This window comes from Bradyrhizobium macuxiense, assembly GCF_007993935.1.
GTDB classification, from domain to species: Bacteria; Pseudomonadota; Alphaproteobacteria; order Rhizobiales; family Xanthobacteraceae; genus Bradyrhizobium; species Bradyrhizobium macuxiense_A.
In genome coordinates, this window is the sequence record NZ_VITY01000003.1 from 490118 (window position 1) to 516836 (window position 26719).

At 65.3% G+C, this 26719-nt stretch carries 26 protein-coding genes; 15 read left to right on the forward strand and 11 right to left on the reverse strand.

Going from position 1 to position 26719, the window contains the following annotated elements; translation table 11 throughout:
* Nucleotides 1-8: 8 nt before the first annotated feature.
* Nucleotides 9-1022, reverse strand: coding sequence for an anthranilate phosphoribosyltransferase (trpD, locus tag FBZ93_RS10275; RefSeq protein WP_146985769.1), 1014 nt, complete (start codon nucleotides 1020-1022; stop codon nucleotides 9-11).
* A gap of 70 nt (nucleotides 1023-1092) precedes the next feature.
* Nucleotides 1093-2994, reverse strand: a complete 1902-nt coding sequence (locus FBZ93_RS10280) for a peptidylprolyl isomerase (protein ID WP_167528982.1) — start codon at nucleotides 2992-2994, stop codon at nucleotides 1093-1095.
* 240 nt (nucleotides 2995-3234) lie between these two features.
* On the opposite strand from FBZ93_RS10280, the gene tpiA reads away from it, so the two are divergent.
* A complete protein-coding gene (tpiA, locus tag FBZ93_RS10285) occupies nucleotides 3235-3987 on the forward strand; it encodes a triose-phosphate isomerase (protein ID WP_146985771.1) in 753 nt (250 codons plus the stop codon).
* A gap of 116 nt (nucleotides 3988-4103) precedes the next feature.
* On the opposite strand, the gene FBZ93_RS10290 is transcribed toward tpiA, so the two are convergent.
* On the reverse strand, nucleotides 4104-4631 hold the full coding sequence (locus FBZ93_RS10290; protein ID WP_146985772.1) for a GNAT family N-acetyltransferase: 528 nt from the start codon (nucleotides 4629-4631) through the stop codon (nucleotides 4104-4106).
* A gap of 3 nt (nucleotides 4632-4634) precedes the next feature.
* On the reverse strand, nucleotides 4635-5201 hold the full coding sequence (locus FBZ93_RS10295; RefSeq protein ID WP_146985773.1) for a helix-turn-helix domain-containing protein: 567 nt from the start codon (nucleotides 5199-5201) through the stop codon (nucleotides 4635-4637).
* Between the two features lie 204 nt (nucleotides 5202-5405).
* Between FBZ93_RS10295 and secG the strand changes: the two genes are divergently transcribed.
* Complete coding sequence (gene secG, locus FBZ93_RS10300; protein ID WP_146985774.1) at nucleotides 5406-5786, forward strand: preprotein translocase subunit SecG; 381 nt, start codon at nucleotides 5406-5408, stop codon at nucleotides 5784-5786.
* 167 nt (nucleotides 5787-5953) lie between these two features.
* Complete coding sequence (locus FBZ93_RS10305) at nucleotides 5954-7585, forward strand: CTP synthase (RefSeq protein ID WP_050419628.1); 1632 nt, start codon at nucleotides 5954-5956, stop codon at nucleotides 7583-7585.
* Between the two features lie 18 nt (nucleotides 7586-7603).
* On the opposite strand, the gene FBZ93_RS10310 is transcribed toward FBZ93_RS10305, so the two are convergent.
* From FBZ93_RS10310 to FBZ93_RS10320, 3 genes are all read right to left on the reverse strand, one after another.
* The gene (locus FBZ93_RS10310) at nucleotides 7604-8269 is read right to left on the reverse strand and encodes a class I SAM-dependent methyltransferase (RefSeq protein WP_146985775.1); all 666 of its coding nucleotides are present in this window, start codon (nucleotides 8267-8269) and stop codon (nucleotides 7604-7606) included.
* A 103-nt stretch (nucleotides 8270-8372) separates the two neighbouring features.
* Nucleotides 8373-9752, reverse strand: a complete 1380-nt coding sequence (locus tag FBZ93_RS10315) for a sensor histidine kinase (protein WP_146985776.1) — start codon at nucleotides 9750-9752, stop codon at nucleotides 8373-8375.
* Nucleotides 9749-10423: a response regulator transcription factor gene (locus FBZ93_RS10320; RefSeq protein ID WP_050419632.1), complete on the reverse strand. Its 675-nt coding sequence runs from the start codon at nucleotides 10421-10423 to the stop codon at nucleotides 9749-9751. Before FBZ93_RS10320 ends, FBZ93_RS10315 begins: the two co-directional genes overlap by 4 nt.
* A 267-nt stretch (nucleotides 10424-10690) precedes the next feature.
* On the opposite strand from FBZ93_RS10320, the gene FBZ93_RS10325 reads away from it, so the two are divergent.
* Nucleotides 10691-11617 (forward strand): hypothetical protein, encoded by a 927-nt coding sequence (locus FBZ93_RS10325; RefSeq protein ID WP_146985777.1) that lies wholly within the window; start codon nucleotides 10691-10693, stop codon nucleotides 11615-11617.
* A gap of 160 nt (nucleotides 11618-11777) precedes the next feature.
* Entirely contained in the window at nucleotides 11778-12104 is a 327-nt protein-coding gene (locus FBZ93_RS10330) for an NIPSNAP family protein (RefSeq protein ID WP_146985778.1), read from the forward strand.
* A gap of 313 nt (nucleotides 12105-12417) precedes the next feature.
* Here the strand turns inward: FBZ93_RS10330 and FBZ93_RS10335 are convergent, their stop codons facing one another.
* Complete coding sequence (locus FBZ93_RS10335; RefSeq protein ID WP_146985779.1) at nucleotides 12418-12750, reverse strand: PAAR domain-containing protein; 333 nt, start codon at nucleotides 12748-12750, stop codon at nucleotides 12418-12420.
* A 167-nt stretch (nucleotides 12751-12917) separates the two neighbouring features.
* Between FBZ93_RS10335 and kdsA the strand changes: the two genes are divergently transcribed.
* Together kdsA and FBZ93_RS10345 are read left to right on the forward strand one after the other, a co-directional pair.
* A complete protein-coding gene (gene kdsA, locus FBZ93_RS10340) occupies nucleotides 12918-13772 on the forward strand; it encodes a 3-deoxy-8-phosphooctulonate synthase (RefSeq protein WP_146985780.1) in 855 nt (284 codons plus the stop codon).
* A gap of 15 nt (nucleotides 13773-13787) precedes the next feature.
* Entirely contained in the window at nucleotides 13788-14996 is a 1209-nt protein-coding gene (locus FBZ93_RS10345; protein ID WP_146985781.1) for an MFS transporter, read from the forward strand.
* 9 nt (nucleotides 14997-15005) lie between these two features.
* Here the strand turns inward: FBZ93_RS10345 and queF are convergent, their stop codons facing one another.
* Entirely contained in the window at nucleotides 15006-15482 is a 477-nt protein-coding gene (gene queF, locus FBZ93_RS10350) for a preQ(1) synthase (protein WP_146985782.1), read from the reverse strand.
* Nucleotides 15483-15604: 122 nt separating this feature from the next.
* Here queF and eno point away from each other — a divergent pair, with 122 nt between their 5' ends.
* On the forward strand, nucleotides 15605-16888 hold the full coding sequence (gene eno / locus FBZ93_RS10355) for a phosphopyruvate hydratase (protein WP_146985783.1): 1284 nt from the start codon (nucleotides 15605-15607) through the stop codon (nucleotides 16886-16888).
* Between the two features lie 47 nt (nucleotides 16889-16935).
* The gene (locus FBZ93_RS10360) at nucleotides 16936-18075 is read left to right on the forward strand and encodes a zinc-binding dehydrogenase (RefSeq protein ID WP_146985784.1); all 1140 of its coding nucleotides are present in this window, start codon (nucleotides 16936-16938) and stop codon (nucleotides 18073-18075) included.
* Between the two features lie 12 nt (nucleotides 18076-18087).
* On the opposite strand, the gene FBZ93_RS10365 is transcribed toward FBZ93_RS10360, so the two are convergent.
* Together FBZ93_RS10365 and FBZ93_RS10370 are read right to left on the reverse strand one after the other, a co-directional pair.
* A complete protein-coding gene (locus FBZ93_RS10365; RefSeq protein WP_146985785.1) occupies nucleotides 18088-19203 on the reverse strand; it encodes a D-alanine--D-alanine ligase family protein in 1116 nt (371 codons plus the stop codon).
* A 94-nt stretch (nucleotides 19204-19297) separates the two neighbouring features.
* Nucleotides 19298-20431 (reverse strand): helix-turn-helix transcriptional regulator, encoded by a 1134-nt coding sequence (locus tag FBZ93_RS10370; protein WP_146985786.1) that lies wholly within the window; start codon nucleotides 20429-20431, stop codon nucleotides 19298-19300.
* 309 nt (nucleotides 20432-20740) lie between these two features.
* On the opposite strand from FBZ93_RS10370, the gene FBZ93_RS10375 reads away from it, so the two are divergent.
* From FBZ93_RS10375 to FBZ93_RS10400, 6 genes are all read left to right on the forward strand, one after another.
* Nucleotides 20741-22384, forward strand: a complete 1644-nt coding sequence (locus FBZ93_RS10375) for a YadA-like family protein (protein WP_167528984.1) — start codon at nucleotides 20741-20743, stop codon at nucleotides 22382-22384.
* Entirely contained in the window at nucleotides 22381-22971 is a 591-nt protein-coding gene (locus tag FBZ93_RS10380; protein WP_433995394.1) for a hypothetical protein, read from the forward strand. Before FBZ93_RS10375 ends, FBZ93_RS10380 begins: the two co-directional genes overlap by 4 nt.
* Nucleotides 22972-23132: 161 nt before the next feature.
* Entirely contained in the window at nucleotides 23133-23684 is a 552-nt protein-coding gene (locus FBZ93_RS10385) for an NADPH-dependent FMN reductase (RefSeq protein WP_146985788.1), read from the forward strand.
* Between the two features lie 100 nt (nucleotides 23685-23784).
* Nucleotides 23785-24102, forward strand: coding sequence for an FtsB family cell division protein (locus tag FBZ93_RS10390; RefSeq protein WP_021079258.1), 318 nt, complete (start codon nucleotides 23785-23787; stop codon nucleotides 24100-24102).
* A 159-nt stretch (nucleotides 24103-24261) separates the two neighbouring features.
* Nucleotides 24262-25281 carry a pyruvate dehydrogenase (acetyl-transferring) E1 component subunit alpha gene (pdhA, locus tag FBZ93_RS10395; RefSeq protein WP_146985789.1) on the forward strand — a complete coding sequence of 340 codons (1020 nt, stop codon included), beginning with the start codon at nucleotides 24262-24264 and terminating at the stop codon, nucleotides 25279-25281.
* Nucleotides 25282-25326: 45 nt separating this feature from the next.
* Complete coding sequence (locus FBZ93_RS10400) at nucleotides 25327-26715, forward strand: pyruvate dehydrogenase complex E1 component subunit beta (RefSeq protein ID WP_146985790.1); 1389 nt, start codon at nucleotides 25327-25329, stop codon at nucleotides 26713-26715.
* The last annotated feature ends 4 nt before the right edge of the window (nucleotides 26716-26719 follow it).

Here is a 26719-nt window from a genome sequence, read left to right on the forward strand (position 1 = left end):
CTGCACTCTCAACCGTTCGAAACCGCAACCAGATGCTTCAGCCGCGCGGCGGCCGCGCCGCTGTCGAGCGACTGGGCGCCGATCGCAACCCCTTCCTTGAGATCCTTGGCGCGGCCGGCCACGATCAGCGCCGCGGCGGCGTTGAGCAGGGCGACGTCGCGATAGGCGCCCGGCTTGCCCTGCAGCACGCTGGTGAGCGCGACCGCATTGGCGTCGGCATCGCCGCCCTTCAGCGCCTCGCCGTCGACGCGGCCAAGGCCGGCCTCCTCGGGCGTCACCTCCGACGTCCTGATCTCGCCGTTCTCGAGCGTCGCGACGAAGGTCGGACCGGTGAGGGTGATCTCGTCGAGGCCATCGGAGCCGTGCACCACCCAGACCTTGTCCGAACCAAGATTCTTCAGCACCTGCGCCAGCGGCTGCACCCACTGCCGCGAGAACACGCCGACCATCTGCCGCTTGACGCCGGCCGGGTTCGACAGCGGCCCGAGCAGGTTGAAGATGGTGCGGGTGGCGAGCTCGACCCGGGTCGGGCCGACATTCTTCATCGCCGGATGATGCGCGGGCGCGAACATGAAGCCGATGCCGGCTTCCGCGACGCAGCGTCCGACCTGCGCCGGCGTCAGATCGAGCTTGACGCCCAGCGAGGCCAGCACGTCCGCGGCGCCCGAGCGCGACGACAGCGCGCGATTGCCGTGCTTGGCGACGGGCACGCCGGCGCCGGCCACGATGAAAGCCGCGCAGGTCGAGACATTGACCGAGCCGGAGCCGTCGCCGCCGGTGCCGACGATATCGACGGCCTCGGCCGGCGCCTTGACCGGCAGCATCTTGCCGCGCATCGCGGTGACGGCGCCGGTGATTTCTTCGACGGTCTCGCCGCGCACCCGCAGTGCCATCAACAGCCCACCCATCTGCGAGGGCGTGGCTTCGCCCGACATCATGCTGTCGAAGGCAGACGCCGCTTCTTCACGCGTCAGCGTGGCGCCGGTAGCGACTTTTCCGATAATCGATTTCAGGTCGTCCATTCGCTGGCCCAGGGTCTGTTGTTGGAGCTTGATCCGCGGACAGCGCGTCGCCGCGCTGTCCCGATCATGCTCAATTATTTGCGCCTGTCACCTGTGCGAAGGCTGCCTGGTTGACGGTTACGCCGATGTCGGACTCGATCTTGCTGACATACTGCGCGACCTGCTCGTCGCTCATCGAGCGCCGCAGCGCCTCGGTGAGCTGCTTGGCTGCGTCGGAGGCGAAGTCGACCGGCGGCACCGTCACATTGGTGACGCGGAACACGACCCACTGGCTGCCGCCGGCGGCCGATGTCTGTCCGTCGCCATCCTTGGCGGTGCGGAATGCGGCGGCGATCACACCGGCCGGCACGCCGGGCGGCGAGGCCTCGCGGTTGAAATTCGCGGCGTTCTCGACCTTGACGCCGGCCGCGGCCGCCTCGTCGGCGAGCTTGGCGCCGCTGTCGAGCTTCTGGACCATCTCGGTCGCCTTGGCGCGCAGCTTGGCGGAGATCTGGTCCTCGCGCCACTTCGCCTCGACCTGGTCGCGGACCTCGTCGAGGGGGCGCTCGCGCGACGGCGTGATGCCGAGCACGTCGTACCAGACATAGCCGTTGTTGAACTGGATCGGGTCATTGTCGACGCCGACGTCGCTGTTGAAGGCCTGCGACACCACGTCGAGGCCGCGCGGGATGTTTGACGCGACCTGGCCGTTCGGCAGGCGGCCCGAGCGATCGACCGCATCGATCGTGACGGCGTTCAGTTTCAGCTTCTGTGCCGCGTCGATCACGCTGGAGCCGCCGCCACGCTCGTCTTCCATCTTGTCGCGCAGTTCGGCGACCTTGGTGCGGGCGCGCTCGGAGGCGATCTCGTTCTTCACCTGCTGCGCGAGGCTCTCGTAGGTCGGGGTCACGCCGGGCTCGATCTTGCCGACCTTGACCAGCGCGATGCCGAAGCGGCCCTGGACCGGCTGGCTGACTTCGCCCGAGGGGAGGGAGAACGCGGCATCGCCGACGGCCGGATCGAGGATCGCCGACTTCGCGACCAGGCCGAGATTGACGTCGGCCGCGCTGAGCTTGCGTTCCTTGGCGATGTCGTCAAACGAGGTGCCGGAGGCGATGCGGGCGCGCGCGGCCTGCGCCTCGCCGGCGTCCGGAAACACGATCTGCGAGACCTCACGCTTCTCGGGCGTGCTGAGCCGGTCCTTGCGCTCCTCGAACAGCTTCTTGGCATCCTCGTCGGACACGGTTTCCCATTTGCCGATTTCCTCCGGCGTGATCGCGACGAAGGCGATCTTGCGGTATTCGGGCGCGCGGAACTGAACCTTGTGGTCCTCGAAATAGGCGGCGAGCGCCTCGGGCGAGGGCGGATCGATGGTGCCGGCCTGCGCGGCGCCGAGCGTAACGTAATCGATCGAGCGCTGCTCGTTCTGGAAACGGGTCAGCGCCTCGACCATCGATTTGGTCGGCGCGATCCCGGACGAGATGGTGCCGGCGATCTGCCGCCTGAGACCGACGCGGCGCTGCTCGGCGATGTAGCGGCCCTCGGTATAGCCGAAGTTGCGGATCACGGACTGGAAGCGCTGCGGATCGAACTGGCCATTGAGGCCCTTGAAGTTCGGATCGTTGTAGATCGTGCGCAGCACCTCGGCGTCGGACTGGTTGAGGCCCATGCGGCGCGCTTCTTCATCGAGCGCGGCCTCGGCGAGCGTCTGCTGCAGCACCTGGCGATCAATCCCGAAGGCGCGCGCCTGGTCCGGCGTCAGCGGACGGCCGAACTGGCGGCCAAGCTGCTGCAAGCGGTCGGTATAGATCTGCCGGAACTGCTCGGCCGAAATCTCGGTCCCGCCGACCTTGGCGAAGGTCGACTGGCCAAACCCCTTGAAAATGTCGGCAATGCCCCAAATTCCGAAACTGACGATCAAAACGCCCATCACCACGGCCATAATCGTCTTGCCGAGCCAGTTTGATGAGGCTTTCCGCATTCCTCGAAGCATGGGTCCAACTTGTTTTACAGGAGGGGAACCGGGTCGTGCCCAAATGGGACCAAAAGTCAGGACTTTTTGTCCGGCAGCAGGGCGTCACCGAATTGAAAACGCTTATAAAGTGGCCGAAGCCCCCCCGCAACCATGGGTAAGGGGGCGGATTGAAGCGGTCAGCAGGCACGATGCCGCGCTCTGGAAGTCGCCGCCTGGCTCTGATAGCGCAGGGGACGCTTGAATGATGGGAAATCCGACATGACCGACGCCATCCGGCCGCTGATCGCCGGCAACTGGAAAATGAACGGCCTGAAATCCTCCTTTGCCGAGTTCGACGCGATGCTGGCCGGCGCCGGCGAAGTCGCCGGGAAGGCCGATCTCTTGGTCTGTCCGCCTGCGACCTTGGTCGGCGCCTTTGCCGACAAGGCGCGCGGCTCGAAGGTCGCCGTCGGCGCCCAGGACTGCCATCCGAAGGCATCGGGCGCCCATACCGGCGATCTCTCCGCGGAGATGTTCAAGGACCTCGGCGCGATCGCCATCATCGTCGGCCACTCCGAGCGGCGCGCCGACCACGGCGAGACCGATGCCCTGATTCGGCAGAAGGCGGAGGCGGTCTGGCGCGCCGGACTGACCGCGATCGTCTGCATCGGCGAGACCCGCGAGCAGCGCGACGCCCGCAAGACGCTCGACGTCTGCGGCACCCAGCTTGCGGGTTCGCTGCCCGACGGCTCGACCGCAGCCAATCTGGTGGTGGCCTATGAACCGGTCTGGGCAATCGGCACCGGCCTGACCCCGACAGCCGGGGATGTCAAGGAAGTTCACAGGTTTATCCGGGGACAGCTCACAGATCGCTTCAAGGGCGAGGGAAACAAGATCAGGATCCTCTATGGCGGCTCGGTGAAGCCGTCGAATGCGGCCGAGCTGATGGCCGTCGCCAACGTCAACGGCGCGCTGGTCGGCGGCGCCAGCCTGAAGGCGTCGGACTTTCTGGCGATCGCCGCGGGCTGCTAGGCGGCCGACGCTCCATCCACGTCATTATTGCGAGCGAAGCGAAGCAATCCATTTCACCGCGTATGCGGATCGATGGATTGCTTCGTCGCTTCGCTCCTCGCAATGACGGTTCGCGACTAGGCCGCCGCCCCGATCGGCTTCCAATAGATCAACGTCCCGGTGAGGCCGCCATGCGGCTTCAGCGCGTAATCCGGGATGAGGCCGGTGAGCTGAAACCCCAGCCGCTCGTAAAGCGGCCCGGCGCCGTCGTCTTCGGCGGTGTCGAGCACCAACAGCGTGCGTCCCTGCGTGATCGCAATCTGCTCGGCGGCACGCAGCAAGGCGGTCGCCACGCCGCGGTGGCGATGGGCGACGCGCGTCATCATCTTTGCGATCTCCGCCCGATGCGGTTGGTTCGGCGGCAGTTTCAATTGCAGCGTCACGGTGCCGATCAGTTCATTGCCGTCGAACGCGCCGAGCACGACTCGCTCGCTGCGCGCCGCAGCGCCAAGCGAATCCTGCCAGAATGCATCAGCATCCTCCGGCGCCAGCGGATGCATGAAGCTCACCGAGCCGCCGCCGGCGACGGTCTCAATCAACAATTCGCTGAGCGCGTTGCGAATCCCGGGCTCGTCGGCGAGCGGCTTGATGGCAAACTGCGACATGCATCAACTCCGGGCCAGGGCGACCACATAGGTGCACCCGGCGTTGCTCTCATTGGCGAAGGTGGTTTCCGCCGGCGGCCCGAAGCCGAGGCAATCGCCGGCCGCCAGCACATGGCGCGCGCCGCCCTCGGTGATGACGAGGCTGCCGCTCAGCACCCAGACCAGTTGGCGGATATGCGCATAGGACGAGGCGGGCAGGGTCACGGATTGCTTCGGCGGCAGCTCGACCCGCACCAGCTCGACCGGATGATCGGGACGGCTGAACACCTGGCGGCGCAGGTAACCGGATTCGGGATCGCGCCAGAGCGGCTGCGTGGCGGCGCGCGACAGCCGTTCGCCCTGGCCCTCGGCGCGCAGCATCAAGCCGGCCAGCGTGAGATCGAAGGCCGAGGCGAGGCGCACCAGCACGACCGCGGTGGGACTGACCTCGGCGCGCTCGATCTTGCTGATGGTCGCCTTCGAGACGCCGGCGCGTTCGGCAAGCTCGGCCAGCGACCAGCCCCGGCCATCGCGTTCGAGCCTGATCCGCTGCGCCAGGCGTTGGCTCAGATCGTCTACTAAAGTATCCATACGTTGATTATAATGGAATTCGCTGGTTCCGATCAAGCCGCGAGCGAGCGCGATCGGCATCGCTTGAGATGTCAGCCGATGCGACTATCTCGGGGGTGACAATGCCCGGTGCAATCGTGTAACAGGGCGCGACTTCACGAAAACCCGCAAAGCCGATAGCGCCGTTTGTCTGGCCGCTTGGCGGCTTGTGACGGAAGGCTTGCGATGCAGACTGTCGTTATCATTATTCATCTCATGATCGTCGCCGTCATGATCGGCGCCGTGTTGCTGCAGAAATCCGAAGGCGGCGGCCTCGGGATGGGCGGCGGTGCCGGCTTCATGTCGAGCCGCGGCACCGCGAATTTGCTGACGCGGACCACGGCGATCCTCGCGGTCGGCTTCTTCCTGACCAGTCTGTTCCTGTCCTGGTATGCGGGCTACGACCGCAAGCCGAGCTCGATCATCGGCACCGGCGCACCGGCGCAGACCCAGCCGGCCGGCGGTACGCCGCTGACGCCCCCGACCTCCGGCGGCATCCTCGATTCGCTGAAGAAGACCGACGAGCAGCAGGCCCCGAGCGGCCCGCAGGCGCCTCGGTCGCAATAAAGCAGGGTGGCCATGCAGGATGCACCGCTGGCATCCTGCATCAGGAATACCCATCAATAGTCTGAAATCGCTCGCAATTTAACGTAACCCACAGCCCGGTGGTTTGTTTGCCGGGAACAGCCGATTCGTTTTGCGAATCGGTGGAGTCGGCTTAAAGGTAAAGTCCCATGGCGCGGTACATATTCATCACCGGCGGCGTGGTCTCCTCGCTCGGCAAGGGTCTGGCTTCAGCGGCGCTCGGCGCTTTGCTGCAGGCTAGGGGCTACAAAGTCCGCCTTCGCAAACTCGATCCCTATCTCAACCTCGATCCCGGAACGATGTCGCCGTATCAGCACGGCGAAGTGTTCGTGACCGACGACGGCGCCGAGACCGATCTCGATCTCGGCCATTACGAGCGTTTCACCGGTCGTCCGGCCACCAAGGCCGACAACATCACGACCGGTCGCATCTACCAGGACATCATCACCAAGGAGCGCCGCGGCGACTATCTCGGCGCCACCATCCAGGTGGTCCCGCACGTCACCAACGCGATCAAGGAATTCGTGCTGTCGGGCAACGATGAGTACGATTTCGTGCTGGTCGAGATCGGCGGCACGGTCGGCGACATCGAAGGCCTGCCGTTCTTCGAGGCGATCCGCCAGCTCAAGAACGAGCTGCCGCGCGATCACGCCGTCTACATTCACCTGACGCTTTTGCCGTATATTCCAAGTGCCGGCGAACTCAAGACAAAGCCGACGCAGCACTCGGTCAAGGAGCTGCGCTCGATCGGCATCCAGCCGGACATCCTGCTGTGCCGCACCGACCGCGAAATCCCCAAGGAGGAGCGGCGCAAGCTCGGCCTGTTCTGTAACGTGCGCGAGAGCGCCGTGATCGAGGCGCGCGACGTCGACAACATCTACGCCGTGCCGGAGGCCTATCATGCCGCCGGTCTCGACGACGAGGTGCTGGCCGCGTTCGGCATCACCGCGAAGATTCCGCCGGCGCTGCAGAGCTGGCACGTGATCAACGAGCGCGTCCGCAATCCGGAAGGCGCGGTGACGATCGCGATCGTCGGTAAGTACACCGGCATGAAGGACGCCTACAAATCGCTGATCGAGGCGCTCTCGCATGGCGGCATCGCCAACAAGGTGAAGGTCAACCTCGACTGGATCGAGAGCGAGGTGTTCGAGAACGAGGACCCGGCGCCGTTCCTCGAGCACGTCAACGGCATCCTGGTGCCCGGCGGCTTCGGCCAGCGCGGCGCCGAGGGCAAGATCCGCGCGGCGCAGTTCGCGCGTGAGCGCGACGTGCCGTATTTCGGCATCTGCTTCGGCATGCAGATGGCCGTGATCGAGGCCGCGCGCAATCTGGTCGGCATCGAGAACGCCAATTCGACCGAGTTCGGCCCGACCGAGGAGCCGCTGGTCGGCCTGATGACCGAATGGCTGCGCGGCAACGAGCTTGAGAAGCGCTCGCAGACCGGCGACCTCGGCGGCACGATGCGGCTCGGCGCCTATCCCGCGGCGCTCAACCGCGGCAGCCGCGTCTCGCAGGTCTATGGCGGCGCGACCGAGATCTCCGAGCGGCACCGTCACCGCTACGAGGTCAACACCGCCTACAAGGATCGCCTCGAGCAGCACGGCCTGCGCTTCTCCGGCATGTCGCCCGACGGCGTGCTGCCCGAGATCGTCGAGTACGAGGACCATCCCTGGTTCATCGGGGTCCAGTTCCATCCCGAGCTGAAGTCGCGGCCGTTTGAACCGCATCCGCTGTTCGCGTCCTTCATTGAGGCCGCGGCGAAGCAGAGCCGGCTGATGTAACAGCGGTCAGCTGCGCCATCACACGACGGCGCAGTCCTCGCTCGCCTGGCGTTCCTTCTTGAGCGGTGAAACGTTGGTGCCGGGCGCCGGTGTGGCATCACGCGTCAGCAGCTTGTACTGCGGTCGCCGCGTCAGCCGGTAGACCGCGGCCGGCGGCACGTTGAGGATGGCGCGATCGACCAGCGTGGCGCGCAGGCCGAGCCGATCGAGGATCGGCCGCCGTATCGGGCAGCGCATCCCATAGGTGAATTGGTAGAACGCGCCGCCGGGACGCATGTAGCTGAATGCGCCGCCGACGATCGAGATGACTTTGCGCGGCGACATGTTGAGCAGCGGCAGTCCGCTGACCACTGCGCCGACGGGGGCACCGTCATACAGCCGTTCCGAGGCCAGCCGCGCGGCATCCATCCACAGCACGCGCGCGCCGGGAAAGCGGAGCTGCAGCAGCCGCATGAAATCCGAGCCGTATTCGATCAGCGTAAGATCTTGCTGGCGCACGCCGCGCTTCAACAGCTGATAGGTGAAGGCGCCCGTTCCAGGGCCGAGCTCCAGCACCGGGCCGGTGTTGGCGCTGATGTCGCGCGTGATCAGTTCGGCGAGCGCAGCACCCGAGGGCGCGATGGCGCCGACGCGGCCGGGGGCGGCCATCCACGCCGTGAAGAAAGAGAGGAGATCATGTGCCATTGGGATTCCCAGCAAAGTGTCGTAGCGCTTCGACTCATCGGCGAAGCGTGACGCCTTGTTTGCGGGAGCTGCATTGCGAGAACATTGCGCGATGTTGCGCGAGTTACGATGCGAAGGGCGCCGGCGGTAATGTGAGACGGAAGCATGCGCCGCCCTTCGGCCCGTCGAGCACGGAGACGTGACCGCCATGCAGCCTTGCAATCTCGCGCACCATGTTCAGACCAAGGCCGGCGCCGCGGTCGAGCGGCGCGAGCCGGTAGAACGGATCGAAGATCCGCGTGCGCTCATGCTGCGGAATGCCGTCGCCTTCGTCGGTCACGTCGACCGTCGCACCGCTGCCGACATGGATGGTGATGGTGCCGCGGCGGCCGCCATGCTGGATCGCGTTCTGCACCAGATTGGTCAGCGCGCGCTCCAGCGCGGCGCGGTCGCCCAGCGTTTCGGCGTGGTCGGCGGCGCTATCGAGCGACAATTCGTAACCGCCCGCGATCGCGAGCGGCGCGAGATCGGCGGCGACAGTGCGCGCGACCGCGACGAGATCGACGCGCCCGAACGGGTTGCGGCACTGGTCGAAGCGCTGGATGTCGAGCAGCTGCTCGGCGAGCGTTGCAAGCCGCGCGGAATCCTCGAGCAGGCGGGTTTTCTCAGGGCCTGCGGGCAGCGACTCCAGCCGCGTGTTGAGGATCGCGATCGGGGTGCGCAATTCGTGGGCGGCGTCCGCGACGAAGCGTTGGTGGCGCGAATAGCCGTCGTCGAGCCGCGTCAGCGCATCGTTGACGGCGGTCACCAGCGGCGCGACCTCGAGCGGCAGGTGGTCGGCCGACAGCCGGCTGCCGCGCTGGCGGAAATCGATCCGGCGCGCCTGGTCGGCCGCGGTGTCGAGGCCGGCGAAAGCGCGCTTCACCACCATCGGCGTTGCGATGAACGTGGCGCACGCCATCAGGAGCAGGCCGGGCAGGGCAACGGCCAGGAACGCCAGCGTCGTGGCGAGTGCGGTCTTGACGCTCGACGTCGGCCCTTGCGTGGCTGTGAGCACCTGTACCGGGCCGGCGTCGGAATTGACGCGCTTCAGGCGCGCCGGCGGCTTGCGCGGATCGTCCTCGAACATCTGCCAGCCGAGCCTGGCCTGGCTGATCTGGTCGAGCGCATCGCCGATCCCGGCAAATTCGGGCGGCACTGCACCTTCCGATAACGAATGGCCTTGCCGGTCGCGCACCTGGAACCAGAGGTCGGGCGTGTTCTCGCGAAGCTGCTTGAGTTCAGCCGTCGGGCGCAACACCAGATTGCCCTGTCCATCGCGCGCGATCGCGCTCTGCACGATGGAAATGACGTGATCCTCATCGCGCGGGACGATCAGGAAGCCGGTCGCACACAATGCGCTGATCAGGCAAACGATCAGCATGGCAAGCAGCAGCGCCTGGAGCGCGACCAGCCGCCAGCTCAGTTGCGAGCGCAGGCAATAGTGATCGGCGGATTCGCTCATGACACCTGCTTGAGCAGGTAGCCGACGCCGCGGATGCTATGGATCTCGACGCCGGCATCGGTATCGGCGAGCTTGCGCCGCAGCCGCGACACATGGGCGTCGAGCGCGTTCGACTGAATCTCGTCCTCGAAATTGTACACGGCTTCCTCGAGCGTCGCGCGTAGCACGGTGCGGCCGAGGCGGCGCAGCAGCGTCTCCAGCACCAGGAGCTCGCGCCGCGGCAGGTCGAGCGGGCGGCCATTGACGCTGGCCTCGCGATGACTGCAATCGAACGCCATGCGGCCGGCCTTGATGATCTCGAGCTGCAGGCCGGCGGGACGGCGCAGCACGGCGCGCAACCGCGCCAGCAGCTCCTCGACCGCGAACGGCTTGGCCAGATAGTCGTCGGCGCCGCTGTCGAGCCCGGTGATGCGGTCGGCGAGGTCGCCGCGCGCAGTCAGCACGATGATCGGAACGCCGTCGGCCTTGGCGCGCAGCTTCGGGATCAGCGTGAGGCCGTCGCCGTCGGGAAGCTGGCGGTCGAGCAGGACGGCGCCATGCACGTCGGCGGAAATCGCTTCCTCGGCCTCGGCGAGGCTCGGCACATGGTCGACCACCATGTCGTAGCCCTTCAGCGCCTGCGCCAGCGCCGCCGCCATTTCGGCCTCATCTTCCACCAGCAGTATCCGCATGTTCTCCAGGTCCTGCACCCGAACGACCGGTTCTAGGGCCACTAACATTGCAACAGCATTGCGGAAATGGCCGCCTGCCACGGCCAGGGGTACGATGTTGACAGCCGACATAAGAAAATAGCTGAAAAACGAAGGATTTGGATGGGGGCGTATCAAACAGACAGATTTCGGACCGCTACCGCTCCGGGCGCCCGACGCGACATGACCGTTTCTTAATTTTGCCATGATAGGAACAGGGCCCGGTCCACAGGTCCGCGCGGTTGTTCGATGCGCCGATATTTTTTGGAAATGCTTTTTGGGTTCATCGCGGCTGTGGTGCTGGCGGTGGGGCCGCCAATTGCGTTTCTGGCAATGCCTGCGGCCGGGATGTTCCTGTTTGTTGTGCCCATCTGGAGCGTGGGCGTTGTTTGCCTGCTCTTCGTGGGGTTCTTGATCTTCGGCCGCATTCCCGCCGCGATCGGCGTCGCGTTGCCGGCGTTTGCGATGCTGGCAATCGCCGCTCCTCTGTTGCCGCCCGGGGCGCTGAGCAAGGGACCTGCAGGGTCTGTCGGTGAGCAAGTCAACGTTGATGATTTCATCGAACGCGAACTGAAAGAGAAATGCGCAACCGGCTATGTCTCGCTGAAGAAGCCATCGGCCAAGTACGGGTTGCTCGTTCTGGACGGAATCGATACGCGTGGCGAGCAGAACTACGACGTTGCCGACGCGGTTGCAGTCCTGACCGGGATGCGCGTGATCCAGATCAGTCGCGTCGGCACCGATCGTCATTTCCATGAGGGCTGGGAAACGACGGCCGAGCGTTCCTCCTCCTGTGCCGGGGCGCGCGACAGTGCCAAAGTCGGCATATCACCGCGAGGTTCGCAAAGGAGCATTGCGCCGCTAGCCGTCGACGCATGCTTGCGACGAATCAAAATCCCGGACCCGTCGCGCGAGCAGACACCGGCCATTGTTGTCAGAAGCACAGGTGGTGCCGTTCATTGTGAAGCCACCGAGCTGGTCGAACGCGCGGCGAGCGGGGACGTCAAATTGGGCCGCGTTCACTACGATTCCTACCATGACCGCCTTTATCCCAATCTGAAGGCGCCCAAGGGAATACCGAACAACAATCGGCTCCTCGTGCTTCTCAGCGAGGTGCTGCAGCAGGATCTCAGCGACGCGGCTCTCATGAGGCACGCCGTCGAAACAACAAAGTAAGTCCTGCGACCGGTGCCGATGTTATCGTCCGGACGAGCTTTTGGGTCTCCTTGTGATGTAACGCCCTGCTGCATGCCCAACGCTGCCATGTTGTCGCCCCTCAAGACAGTCTGGAAGGTGCCGGCTATAACCGCCGCACCATAATCTGGGAGGATCGCCAATGATCTACGAGACCCGCGTTTATCGTTGCATGCCGGGCCGGCTGCCGGCGTTGCTCAAGCGCTTCGAGACCATCACGCTGAAGCTCTGGGACAAGCACGGCATCAGGCAGGCCGGCTTCTTCACGACGCTGGTCGGCGAATCCAACCAGGACCTGACCTATCTGCTGGCCTGGGAATCGCTCGCCGAGCGCGAGAAGAAATGGACCGCGTTCACGACCGATCCGGAATGGATCGCCGCGCGCGCCAAGACCGAGGAGGACGGCCAGATCGTTCTCACCATCGAAAACCAGCTTCTGGTGCCGACGTCGTTCTCAGCGGTCAAGTAGTGCCGGCCGCCGTCGTTGCAAGCCAACGGGTCGCGCGAATACGCGCCCGATGACAGGCTCCGCGAAGCAATCCATGGCGCCGCATGCGCGCGTTGGATTGCTTCGTCGCTTCAAGGCAGACGTGATCGCGTACGCCATATGCGACAGCATTGCGGGCGAGCGGGGCTTGCACGATTTCGGAATATTGGAAATATATCCCTGATTTGCCCGACGGGTCAAGCTGCCTTGTCGAACGCCGTTACCGCCGGCTCCTTTGCATGGGGTTGTTTTCGATATTTTTGGCCGCTGGGGGGGGGGAAATGCCGCAGCGCTGCTATTGCGGGCAGCCTGAGGTCTGATCGCCCTGGGTCACCATCGGCTTGCCGTTGATGAAGACGCCGTGGCTGCTCGAGGTCGTCTTGCCGCCGCAATGGGTGCGATCGCCCATGACCACTGCCGGCTTGCCGTTGATCAGGACATTGGGCACGCCTTCGACCAGCGGGCCGCCATTGCTGGTGGTGTCGCCGCTACGCGCCGCCGGCTTGCCATTGACAGTGACGCCGTTGGCGCCGCTGGTGACGACCCCGGGCTGGCTGCTGGCCTGGCCGTAGGCCAGACCAGACATCGCCGAGGCGGCCGCGGCTACGATCACAAGCAAAAGGCGCATGTCGTTCCTCATGGGAATCTGTTCCGCCTCACTCTATAGGGGCGGTTGGGGCAGGATTGTGATAGCACGGCGCACCCACGGCGTCAGCGCAACCCCCTCATCGTGCCGCATGGCTTGATCCCCCCGGCGCGGGATTGCATGGTCGTAGGCCAAAAGGATGCAGCATTTTGACCAATCAGGTTTCCGCGCAAGCCGCGCCGATCGTTGCCGTCGGATCGGCCAAATTCGGCAACGCCTTGCCCTTACAGATCATCGCCGGTCCCTGCCAGCTCGAGAGCCGCGCGCATGCGCTTGAAGTGGCCTCCGCGCTGAAGGAGATTTCGGCCCGGCTCAAGATCGGCCTGGTGTACAAGACCTCGTTCGACAAGGCGAACCGCACCAGCGCGTCGGCCGCGCGCGGCATCGGGCTGAAGCAGGCGCTGCCGATCTTCGCCGAGATCCGTTCCTCGCTCGAGCTGCCGGTGCTGACGGACGTGCATGAGCCCGACCAGTGCGCCGAGGCGGCGCAGGCGGTGGACGTACTGCAGATTCCGGCCTTCCTGTGCCGGCAGACGGATCTTTTGCTGGCCGCGGCTGCGACCGGCAAGGTCGTCAACGTCAAGAAGGGCCAGTTCCTGGCGCCGTGGGACATGGCCAATGTGGTCAACAAGATCACAGGCGCCGGCAATGCCAATGTGCTGGTCACCGAGCGCGGCGCGTCGTTCGGCTACAACACGCTGGTGTCCGACATGCGCGCGCTGCCGATCCTTGCGCGCACCACCGGTGCGCCCGTGATCTTCGACGCCACCCATTCGGTGCAGCAGCCCGGCGGCAAGGGCACGTCCTCGGGCGGCGAACGCGAATTCGTGCCGGTGCTGGCGCGCGCGGCGGTCGCGGTCGGCGTCGCTGGTGTCTTCATCGAGACCCATCCCGATCCGGATCACGCGCCGTCCGACGGCCCCAACATGGTGCCGCTGCGCGACTTCGAATCTCTCGTCAAGCGGCTGATGCAGTTCGACGCGCTGGCCAAGACCGCAGCCTGACGGGGTGACGACGACATGACCGCAACCAGCGGCATGCCGCCGGCCCTCAACGTCATCACGCTGGCGACCTTCGCGGCGAGCCTGTCGGTGCGTGCGCTCGATCCGGTGCTGCCGCATGTTGCGGAGGATTTCGGCGTCAGCATCGCGACCGCGGCGAGCTTTGCCGCGGTGTTTGCCTTCACCTTTGCCGCGGTGCAGCCGGCGATCGGTGCTGCCGCCGATTTGTTCGGCAAGGCGCGGCTGATGACGATCTGCCTCGGGCTGCTCGGCGTCGCCAATATCCTCGGCGCGCTCTCGACCTCGTTCCCGATGCTGTTCGTGACCCGCATCCTGGCCGGCGTCGGCTCGGGCGGGGTGTTTCCGGTGGCGCTGTCGCTGACCAGCGATCTGGTCGGGCCGGACAAGCGCCAGCTCGCGATCGGCCGTACGCTCGCGGGCTCGATGACCGGCAATCTGCTCGGCGCGACGGCCTCCGGCTTGATCGGCGATCTGCTCGGCTGGCGCGGCGTGCTCGCGGTGCTCGGCGGTCTCGTGATCATCGTCGCGCTGGCGGTTGCGGCCGGCTTCCGCGGCGCTGCGCTGAACCGTCCGCCGCGAACCAGCCTGAAGGCGTTGCGCCACGGCTATCGCACCATCTTCACCAACCCGAACGCGCGGATCTGCTATTCGGCGGTTTTCATCGAAGGCTGCTGCGTGCTTGGGCTGTTTCCCTTCATTGCCTCGTTCCTGTTCGAGCTCGGCGAGACTTCGCTGTCGATCGCCGGCATCGTGATCGCAGGCTTTGCGATCGGCGGGCTGCTCTACACGCTAACGGTGGCGCGCCTGCTGCCGTTGATCGGGGTGAGGGGGATGATGATCGTCGGCGCGACGCTGGTCGCGATTCAACTGGTCGGCGTCGCCTTCGGGCCGCACTGGAAATTGCAGATGGCGGGCCTCCTGGTGATGGGCCTCGGCTTCTACATGATCCACGGCTGCCTGCAGGTGTTCGCCAGCGAGCTATCGGTCGAAGCGCGCGCCACCGCGCTGTCGCTGCACTCGTTCTTCTTCTTCATGGGCCAGACCGTCGGCCCGATCGCCTACGGCTTCGGCCTGCAACATGCCGGCAAGACGACGACGCTGGTCTCGGCCGCCGCCGTGATGGTCGTGCTCGGTTTTATTTGCGCGAGATTTTTGAAGCAGACGCGGCCGGCGGATGCCGCGGCGCGATCGGATGTGGAGGCGTAGGCCGCTACTCTAACCCCGCCCGCGATACGTCGCGACGCCCTGGTCGGGGACCCAGATGCCCTTCGGCAGACGGCCGGTCTGGAAGAACACGTCGATCGGGATGCCGCCGCGCGGATACCAGTAGCCGCCGATGCGCAGCCATTTCGGCTTGATCTCGTCTGAGATCCGCTTGCCGATCATGACGGTGCAGTCCTCGTGGAATGCGCCATGGTTGCGGAAGCTCGCGGCGAACAGCTTTAGCGATTTGGATTCCAGCAGCCAGCGGCTGGGCACGTAGTCGATCACCAGATGCGCGAAATCCGGTTGGCCCGTTACCGGGCAGATCGAGGTGAATTCCGGCACCGTGAAGCGTACCAGATAATCGGTACCAGCCTGCGGGTTGGGCACGCGGTCGAGCTGCGCCTTTTCCGGCGCGTCGGGCCATTCCACCGCGCGGCCGAGTTGCAGGCCGGGGGAGATCGTTGATTTGCTGGATTTCTTTGCCATTCGGGTCTCCGTGGGGTCCTCTTAGCCAATGATCGGGCGCCCGTCACCCGGCCTTTTCCCCCTCGATGCATTGCGGTAGAAGCACCGCCATCCGACCCCCTCACTGCCACAAGAGGTACTTCATGACTGACATCGTCGACATCATCGGCCGCGAAATCCTGGACAGCCGCGGCAACCCCACGGTCGAGGTCGATGTGGTGCTGGAGGATGGGTCGATCGGTCGCGCGGCGGTGCCGTCGGGCGCCTCCACCGGCGCCCATGAGGCGGTGGAACTGCGCGACGGCGACAAGTCGCGTTATCTCGGCAAGGGCGTCGAGAAGGCGGTTGCTGCCATCAACGGCGAGATCTTCGAGGCGCTCAGCGACCAGGCCGTCGAGGAGCAGGTTGCGATCGACCAGATCATGATCGAGCTCGACGGCACGCCGAACAAGAGCCGGCTTGGCGCCAACGCAATCCTCGGCGTGTCGCTGGCCTGCGCCAAGGCCGCTGCCGAATCCTTCGACATGCCGCTGTATCGCTATGTCGGCGGCACCTCGGCGCGGACGCTGCCGGTGCCGATGATGAACATCATCAATGGCGGCGTGCATGCCGACAACCCGATCGACTTCCAGGAGTTCATGATCCTGCCGGTCGGTGCCACCTCGTTCGCCGAAGCGCTGCGTTGCGGTTCGGAAATCTTCCACACGCTGCGCGGCGAACTGAAGAAGGCCGGCCACAACACCAATGTCGGCGACGAGGGCGGCTTCGCGCCGAACCTGCCGTCGGCCGACGCCGCGCTCGAATTCGTCATGAACGCGATCGGCAAGGCCGGCTACAAGGCGGGCGACGACGTCGTGCTCGGCCTCGACTGCGCCTCCACCGAATTCTTCAAGGACGGCGCCTACGTCTATGGCGGCGAGAACAAGACCCGCTCGCGCTCGGAGCAGGTGAAGTATCTCGCCGACCTCGTCGGCCGCTATCCGATCGTGACGATCGAGGACGGCATGTCGGAGGACGACATGGACGGCTGGAAGGAGCTGACGGATGCGATCGGCAACAAGTGCCAGCTGGTCGGTGACGATTTGTTCGTCACCAACGTCACCCGGCTTGCCGACGGCATCAAGCACGGCCGCGCCAACTCGATCCTGGTCAAGGTCAACCAGATCGGCACGCTGACCGAGACGCTGGCGGCGATCGAGATGGCCTACAAGGCCGGCTACACCGCCGTGATGTCGCACCGTTCCGGCGAGACCGAGGACTCCACGATCGCCGACCTCGCGGTCGCCACCAATTGCGGGCAGATCAAGACCGGCTCGCTGGCGCGCTCCGACCGTACCGCCAAGTACAACCAGCTGCTGCGGATCGAGCAGCAGCTCGGCACCCAGGCGAAATACGCCGGCAGGGCGGCCTTGAAGGCGCTGGCCTAGCGCCCCAATTGATCGGGACTGAATAAAACGCAAAAAGGGAGGTCGGGATGAGTGACGGCAAGAGCGGTCTGCAACTGCGTTCGCTGCTCAAGAAGGATGGCGAACTGGAATTGTCGTTGGTCAATATCCCGACCCCCGAGCCCGGTCCCGACGAGGTCGTGGTCCGGGTCGAGGCGACCCCGATCAATCCGTCCGACCTCGGGCTCTTGATCGGCCCGGCCGACATGGCCGCCGCCAAGGTCTCCGGCAGCAAGGAATTGCCAGTGGTGACCGCGCGCGTGCCGGAAGGGGCATTGGCCGGCCTCGCCGCCCGGCTCGACGAGTCGATGCCGGTCGGCAATGAAGGCGCCGGCGTTGTGATCAGGACCGGCTCGTCGGACGCGGCAAAAGCGCTGATGGGCCGGACGGTCGCGATGATCGGCGGTGCGATGTATGCGCAATACCGCACGCTGCGCGTCACCGAATGCCTGCCGCTTCCCGAGGGCACTACGCCGGCGGAAGGCGCGTCCTGTTTCGTCAATCCGCTGACCGCGCTCGGCATGACCGAGACGATGCGGCGCGAGGGCCACAAGGCGCTGGTACACACGGCGGCGGCGTCGAACCTCGGCCAGATGCTGAACAGGATCTGTCTCAAGGACGGCATCGGCCTCGTCAACATCGTGCGCAACAAGGAGCAGGCCGACATCCTGCACAAGATCGGCGCCAAGCATATCGTCGATTCCAGCGCGCCCGATTTCATGGACAAACTCACCGGCGCGCTGGTCGAGACCGGCGCGACCATCGCCTTCGATGCGATCGGCGGCGGCAAGCTCGCAGGCCAGATCCTGGTCGCGATGGAGACCGCGATCAACAAGACCGCCAAGGCCTACAGCCGCTACGGCTCGAATGTGCACAAGCAGGTCTACGTCTACGGCAGCCTCGACAACCGTTCGATCGAGCTGCCGCGCGGCTTCGGCATGGCCTGGGGCGTCGGCGGCTGGCTCTTGTTCCCGTTCCTGATGAAGATCGGTCCGGAGGCGGGCAACAAGCTGCGTCAGCGCGTGGTCGCGGAGTTGAAGACCACCTTCGCCAGCCACTACACCAAGGTGGTGTCGTTGCAGGAAACCCTGCAGCTCGACAACATCGCCGTCTACGGCAAGCGCGCGACCGGCGAGAAATTCCTGATCAATCCGAACAAGGGCGCGTAACCGCGCGAAAGGTTACTCGCGCTCGAATGCCAGCGCCCTGGAGCGCTTGTGACGCTCCAGGGCATGGTCGATCAGGACGTCCATCAGCTCGGATTGCGGCAGGCCGCTGGCTTCCCACAGCCGCGGATACATGCTGATGTTGGTGAAGCCGGGCAGGGTATTCGCCTCGTTCACGAACGCCTGCTCGCCGTGCAGGAAGAAGTCGATGCGCGCCATGCCTTCGCAACCCAGCACTCCGAACGTTTTGATCGCGAGCTCCCTGATGCGATCGGCCACGGCAGGCGGGACGTCGGCGGGCACCTGCAGCAGGGCGCCGTCCGCATCGAGATACTTCGCGTCGTAGGAGTAGAAGCCGTGCTTGTCGGACGGCACGATCTCGCCGAGCTGCGAGGCACGCACGCGGCCCTCGGCATCCTCGAGCACGGAGCACTCGACCTCGCGGATCGGCGCGATGCAGCGCTCGATCAGGATCTTGGTGTCGAAGCGGAACGCCAACTTGCAGCCGGTCTCGAACTCCTCCGCGTTGCGCGCCTTCGACACGCCGACCGATGATCCCATGTTGGCCGGCTTGACGAACAGCTCCTGCGAGCCGAGGGCGCTGACCGCGTCGTGATAGCTGACGGGAGCTAGAGCCGACATCGCGACAAAGGGGACGATCGGCAATCCCGCCTCGCGCAGCAGGCGCTTGGCGATGTCCTTGTCCATTCCGGCCGCCGAGCCCATCACGCGCGAGCCGACATAGGCTACGTCAGATAGCTCCAGCGCGCCCTGCACGGTGCCATCCTCACCATTGGGGCCATGCAGGACCGGGAAGACGACATCGAATGCCGGCAATTCCGCCGGCACTGCCCCAGGTCCCGCAAGCACCACGACGCGACCCTGTCCGCCCGGCAGCAGCGCGAGTTGTGGCCCATGGTCCGGAATGGTCAGCGCGCCGCCACCCGCGCCGGCGCCGTTTCCGGCATCGGCAACGATCCAGCGGCCATCCCGGGTGATGCCGATCGCCGTGGCCTCATAGCGATCCGGGTCGAGCGAGCGAAGCACGTTCGCCGCCGACGCCCGCGACACGTCATGTTCGGCCGATCGTCCGCCGAACAGGATTGCAATCCGTATCTTGCGCTCTGCCATTGTCCGCTCTTCGGTCGGCTTGAATGTGCATGGAATCCAGCCACAGTATGGTTGGAAGAACGTGTCGATATTTGGCCCAGGAATACGGCCCGGTTCACTTCTGCAAAAGCAGGCGCACCAGTTCGGCCTGTCGTTTCGACCCGGTCTTGTCGAAGATGTTCGATAGATGCGTTCGTGCCGTTCCGACGGTGATGCCGAGCCTGTCGGCGGCGGCCTGACGGCCATCGCCCTTGGTGATTTCCAGCGCGAACGCGGCTTCCGCGGGCGTCAGGCCAAAACGCTGTTGCAGGCTGTCGAGGCTGGCCTGCATTTCCGTCTCGGGATCGATAACCAATACGATCGCGACCGGGCGCCGCGAAACGGTCCAGGGCAGCGCGGCCATCGCTGTTTCCAGCGACACCGGCGCCACGAGAACACCAAGCGGCGATCGGCCGGTTTTCCGCCGCAGCGAAAGTTCGCCGCCGGCTCCGATGCCGGCCAGTGCGAGGCAGGACGACACCAGTTTCCGTAACAGGCGTCCGCAGTCGGCGTCGGACGCGGACAGCATGCCGCCTTCGAGCCGTAGCCCATCATCGGCGTCGAGCAAGGCTTGCGCGATGCGGTTGGTGAACAGCGGCCTTGCCTCGGCATCGACGAGGAGAAAGCCTTGCTGCAATCGATCAAAACCCGCGAGCGCGCTCTCGCTGGCGAAGGTCAGATGATACACGCGGCGTTGCAACGCGACTGCGCGGACCAGATGCTGCGCGAGGATAGCAAACAGCCGCTTCTGATCGGTGCCGAATGGCGACCGGTTCAGCGATCCGTGGATGGTGAAGATTCCCGTCGCGCTATCGTCGACCAATAGATTGGTGGTCAGCGGCTCGGTGTCGTAGCCGGCCGGGCGCCACCACTCCTGATAAAAATCCGTGCTCGTGAACTGGTCCTGCGTGATGAAGTTGCCGACGGTGAAAACCTTGCCCGGGGCCTGACCGATGCCGAGCGGCAGCAGCGGATTGCGTGGCGCCCAGTCCAGCAGCCGGTTGACCAGCACGGGATCGATCCGCGGCGCGAGCAGGTTCGAGAGCCCGGTCGCCGGATCGTAGACGCCGAAGATCACTTCCGGTCCGCCGACGGCATCGCCGATCCGGTTCAGGACATCAGGCCAGCGCGCGGCGTCGAGGGCCGCGTCGTAGATGGCGGCGACGAGATCGTGCACGCCGTCTTCGCCGGTCAATGTGCCGCCAAGCATCGATCAGCCCCTGCCTGGTTGCAATCTGGCCCGGATGCCATTCGCACCGCAAGGCTGGATTGTGTGCAACTGTTTCGATGTTGCTGCAAAGTCTCACTCGCTGCCGTTCGGGTTGAAACCGCCGCTTTCCATCCGGGCCTCCGACGAACGTCAGATGCGAGCACCGGGCGACTTGGGGAAGGTGCCGGAACGGCAGGTCAATCGGCTGACTCGGTCCGTCCGTTTGAGGGGGCTCGCATGTACGGTGATCGGCGTCACAGAACCATCATCCCGGCAGTCGGGAGCAGGGCGGGCTTGTCAGCGAGCGGCATGCTTGCCCGCGGAGCCGTCTGTGTGCTCGGCGCCACTGCGATGCTCTGCCCGTCGGCCGCGCGCTCGGCGGACTATGCGGCCGGCGGCGGCGTCAACAATGCACCGTCGGGGTTTGCGACGGCGGTTGGCTCCGGCGCGAGCACGACCGGCATAGCTGCAACGGCCTACGGCTCAAACAGTGCAGCGACCGGCGCCGATGCGACCGCGATCGGCCACGAGAGCTTTGCCACCGGCGACGCTGCAAGCGCCTTCGGCACTTTTAGCACCGCCACCGGAGCCGCCGCGACGGCGATCGGCGGGGGCAGCTTCGCGAACGGCACGCAGGCAACCGCGACCGGCAACAACACCCTGGCCGTCGGCACCAATGCAAGCGCCTTCGGCACTCTCAGCACCGCCGTCGGTGATGCCGCGACGGCGATCGGAGCTGGCAGCTTCGCGAACGGCACGCAGGCGACCGCGACCGGCAAGGACAGTTTGGCGAACGGAGCCAACGCGACGGCGACGGGACAAGGCAGCAATGCAACTGGCACTTTCGCAACCGCGACAGGACAGAGCAGTGTCGCTAACGGCACCTTGGCGACAGCGACCGGCATGCTCAGCAATGCGACCGGTATCAATGCGACCGCGACCGGCGCAAGGAGCAGCGCCAACGGCATGGGAGCGACCGCGACCGGGGTCGCCAGCAGGGCCATCGGCGACTTTGCGACCGCGACCGGCCAATTCAGTCTGGCAAACGGCTTGACGGCGACGGCGACCGGCGAATTCAGCAGTGCCACCGGAGCCGCCGCGACGGCGACCGGTCAGCAAAGCATCGCCAATGGCGCAACCGCCAGCGCCTATGGCCAAAACAGCAACGCCACCGGCGAGGCGACGACCGCGATCGGCCAGGCCAGCACCGCCAGCGCCACCGGCGCGACGGCGGTCGGCGCCAACTCGCAGGCCACCGCGGCAGGCGCGGTCGCGGTCGGGCAAAACTCCGCCGCAACCGGCGTCAATGCGATCGCGATCGGCAATGGCGCGGTCGCGACCGGCTCGATCGCTGTCGGTGCCGGCGCATCGGCGTCCAATGGCGGTGCGGCCTATGGCGACGGCGCGGTGGCGACGGGGAGCAATTCGGCGGCCTTCGGCACCAATGCCACGGCGACTTTTGCAAACTCTACCGCGATCGGCACTGGCGCGACGACATCGGCGCCGAACGAGGTCTCGATCGGCACCAGCACGAACACCTACCGCATGTCCGGCATCACCTCGGCGGCAAGCCTCGCCGCGCAATCCGGCCCGACCCAGGTGGTGACGACGGATGCCGCCGGCCATCTCGCGTCGGCCAACTTCAGTCCGCAGGACATATCCGCGCTCCAAACCAACGTCTCGACGCTGCAGGGCAACGTCGCGACATTGCAGACGCAGATGCGACAGGCGTTCGAGGGAACCGCGATCGCCATTGCCATGGGCGGCGCGGCGCTGCCATCGGACAAGAGATTTGCGATCTCGACCAATTGGGGCACCTTCCGCGGGCAGAATGCGATGAGCCTCGGGGCCCAGATGCGGCTCAACCAATATGTCGTGCTCAATGGCGGCGTCGCCGCCGGCTTTGCGCAAGGTGGCGTCGGTGGACGCGCCGGGGTGACCGTTGCGTGGTGACCCGGAAAGCATCCTGGCTGCGGGCTCTGGTCGCTGCGGGCGCGTTGCTGGCGGCCGCCGCCTGTCGTGCGGAGACGCCGCCGCCGGCTGCCAAGCCGGCCCAGATCGATCGCAACGGCGTGCTCATGCTGGTGCGCTCCGCGCTGCTCGCGCTCGATCACGCCAACAAGACGGGTAACTACACGGTGCTGCGCGACATCGGCGCGCCGGGCTTTCAAGTCAACTCGGCGGCCCGCCTGGGGGAGATCTTTGCCAAGCTGCGCAACGACAATCTGGATCTTTCCGGCGTCGCGGTGATCGATCCCCAACTCAATCTGCTGCCGCAGATCGAGGCCAACGGATTGATGCATATGGCCGGCTTCTTTCCGTCGGTTCCGAACCAGGTGAATTTCGACCTGGCGTTCGTGCCGGTGAACGGGCAGTGGCGGCTGTTCGGGATCTCGGTATCGATTGGACAGAGCGGGCCCGCCGCGCCCGAGCCGCCGGCCGCGGCGCCCGCAAACGGCGCCAAACCGGCCGCAAAGCCGCTGCCTGGAAGCAAGCACGGGCCTGCGGATAAACCGGCCGATGCCCCCGCGCCGAAATAGCGCCTTGAAGCTGATGTTTGACAGCCGTGCTGCATGACGTCAGCGGGGCGGTTTCATAAACGTTGCGTTTCCAAAATTGCACGATCCATGCACTTGCATCTTTCTCGGCGCGCCGGTAGGTGAGATGCGCGAGCTTCACGCACAACCCGAAGGAATTTGCTATGGCCTATAACATCGTCACCATCGTCGGCAGCATCCGCAAACAGAGCTTTTCGCTCAAGATCGCCAATGCGCTGGCCAAGCTCGCACCGGCGTCGCTGAAGCTCGACGTGACGACGCTTGAGGGCATCTCCTTCTTCAACCAGGACCTCGAGGCCGCCCCGCCGGCGGACTGGCTGGCCTTCCGCGAGAAGCTGCAGAAGTCGAACGGCGTGCTGTTCGTGACCCCGGAGTACAACCGCTCGATCCCGGGCGTGCTGAAGAACGCGATCGACGTCGCCTCGCGGCCTTACGGCAAGAGCTCGTTTATCGGCAAGCCGATCGGCATCATCGGCAATTCGCCGGGACCGCTCGGCGGCGTCAGCGCGGTGAAGCATCTGCAGAACATCCTGCCGGGCATTTCCGGTCCGATCCTCGGGCAGCCGGAAGCCTATCTCAACGGTGTCGGCGATGCCTTCGACGACAACGGCGAGCTGACCAAGGAGTCGCTCAAGGGCGTGCTGCAGCAGTACCTCGGCGCCTTCGCGGCCTTCATCGAAAAGCAGAACGGCTGACCTTGTTTGACGCGTTTTCTTCACGCGAACCGGCATCCACTTCGCTCGAAAACGCTTTGGCTTAGCATTCCGTTAACCCCATGGCCGCATCTTCGCGGCCATGGTCTCCCGCACACGCCTCAAATCGATTCTGACCGGGCTCGCGCTCTACACGCTGGCGGCGCTGATGGTCGGCTATTTCGGCGTCAACGCCTATACCGGCAAATACGGGCTGAACGCGCGGCAGGAGCTCGACCAGGAAATCATCGCGTTGACCTCGGAGCTTGCGCGGTTGAAGAAGGAGCGGGCCGAGGGCGAGCAGCGGGTGTCGCTGCTGCGGTCGGATCGGGTCGATCCCGACATGCTGGACGAGCGCGCGCGCTTCCAGCTCGACTACGCCAACCCGCGTGATCTGGTTCGGATCAACAAGTCGAACTGACGCGTTCTCAAATTTCAAAAACAATCCCGCGCTATCACAAAAGTGTCGCGCCGCGCTGCAGTGCGGCATAGCAAAATTCCATCGGGCGAACGCAATCCTTCCAAGGTGATTTGAGTTGGGTTAGAGAGGGTTCTTCGACTTCTCTCACCCGGAATTGCCATGGCCGCACCCAAGAAAAGCGTCGCGAAGGAATCAGGTCAGGAGAAGGCTGGTTCTCCCCCCGAATTCTCCAAGGAGCAGGAGTTCAAGGCACTGCGGGACATGCTCCTGATCCGGCGCTTCGAGGAGAAGGCCGGTCAGCTCTACGGCATGGGTGCGATCGGCGGATTCTGCCATCTCTATATCGGCCAGGAAGCGGTCGTCGTCGGCATGCAGATGGCGCTGAAGCAGGGCGACGAGGTCATAACGGGCTACCGCGACCACGGCCACATGCTGGCCTGCGACATGGAAGCCAAGGGCGTGATGGCCGAACTGACCGGACGCCGCGGCGGCTATTCCCGCGGCAAGGGCGGCTCCATGCACATGTTCAGCAAGGAGAAGCATTTCTACGGCGGTCACGGAATCGTGGGCGCGCAGGTGTCGCTCGGCACCGGCCTTGCCTTCGCCAACCACTATCGCGGCAACGATAACGTCAGCGTGACTTATTTCGGTGACGGCGCGGCCAACCAGGGCCAGGTCTACGAAAGCTTCAACATGGCCGAGCTGTGGAAGCTGCCGGTGATCTACGTCATCGAGAACAATCGCTACGCGATGGGCACCTCGGTGTCGCGCGCTTCGGCGCAGCAGGATTTCTCCAAGCGCGGCGCCTCCTTCAACATTCCCGGCAGGCAGGTCGACGGCATGGACGTGCGCGCGGTCAAGGCCGCCGCCGACGAGGCCACAGCCTGGTGCCGCGGCGGCAATGGTCCGATGATCCTCGAGATGCAGACCTACCGGTATCGCGGCCACTCGATGTCCGATCCCGCGAAGTACCGTACCCGCGAGGAAGTCGAGAAGGTTCGTCACGACCAGGACCCGATCGAGCAAGTGCGCAACCGCTTGCTGGCGTCGGGCGTGAGCGAGCAGGACCTGAAGGCGATCGACGCCGAGGTGCGCGAGATCGTCAACGAAGCCGCCGACTTCGCGCAGCACGATCCGGAGCCGGATGCATCCGAGCTCTACACCGACATCTACCGCTGACCCCACCCGCGCAGAAGAATTTCAAGACCGATTTCGGGAGCCGATATGCCCATTCAAGTGCTGATGCCTGCGCTGTCGCCCACCATGGAGAAGGGCAACCTCGCCAAATGGCTGAAAAAGGAAGGCGAGACCATTAAGTCCGGTGACGTGATCGCCGAGATCGAGACCGACAAGGCGACGATGGAGGTCGAGGCAACCGACGAGGGCACGCTTGGCAAGATCCTGATTCCGGAAGGCACCGCCGATGTCGCGGTGAACACGCCGATCGCCACCATCCTGGCCGACGGCGAAAGCGCCGCCGACCTCGCCAAGGTGCCCGCGGCTCCTCCGCCGAAGGCCGCGGAAGCGCCTGCTGCCGAAGCCAAGGCGGAAGCGCCGCAGCCGGCGGCGAAGGCGCCGGCCGCGCCGGTCAGCGAGGCGCGGCCCGATCCGGAAATCCCCGCGGGCACCGAGATGGTCACGCAGACAATCCGCGAGGCGCTGCGCGATGCGATGGCCGAGGAGATGCGCCGCGACGGCGACGTCTTCATCATGGGCGAGGAGGTCGCCGAGTATCAGGGCGCCTACAAGGTGACGCAGGGCCTGTTGCAGGAATTCGGCGCGCGGCGCGTGATCGACACGCCGATCACCGAGCACGGTTTTGCCGGCGTCGGCGTCGGCGCGGCGATGGCCGGGCTGAAGCCGATCGTCGAGTTCATGACCTGGAATTTCGCCATGCAGGCGATCGACCAGATCATCAATTCGGCCGCCAAGACGCTCTATATGTCCGGCGGCCAGATGGGCTGCTCGATCGTGTTCCGCGGCCCGAACGGTGCCGCCGCGCGCGTCGCGGCCCAGCACAGCCAGGACTACGCCGCCTGGTACTCGCAGATACCGGGCCTCAAGGTGATCGCGCCGTACTCGGCCGCCGATTACAAGGGCCTTCTGAAGGCCGCGATCCGCGATCCCAATCCGGTGATCTTCCTCGAGAACGAGGTGCTGTACGGCCACACCGGCGAGGTGCCGAAGCTGCCCGATTTCATCGTGCCGATCGGCAAGGCGCGGATTGCGCGCGCCGGCAAGGACGTCACCCTCGTCTCCTGGGCGATGGGGATGTCGTATGCGCTGAAGGCCGCGGACGAGCTCGCCAAGGAAGGCATCGACGCCGAAGTGATCGATCTGCGCACCATCCGCCCGATGGACACCGAGACCATCATCAACTCGGTGAAGAAGACCGGCCGTGCGGTCACGGTGGAGGAGGGCTGGCAGCAGAGCGGCGTCGGCTCCGAAGTCGTCGCGCGCATCATGGAGCATGCGTTCGACTATCTCGATGCACCGGTCACGCGCGTCTCCGGCAAGGATGTGCCGATGCCCTATGCCGCCAATCTTGAAAAGCTTGCTCTGCCTTCCGTCGCCGAGGTGGTCGCGGCCGCCAAGGCCGTGTCCTACCGGTAACGCC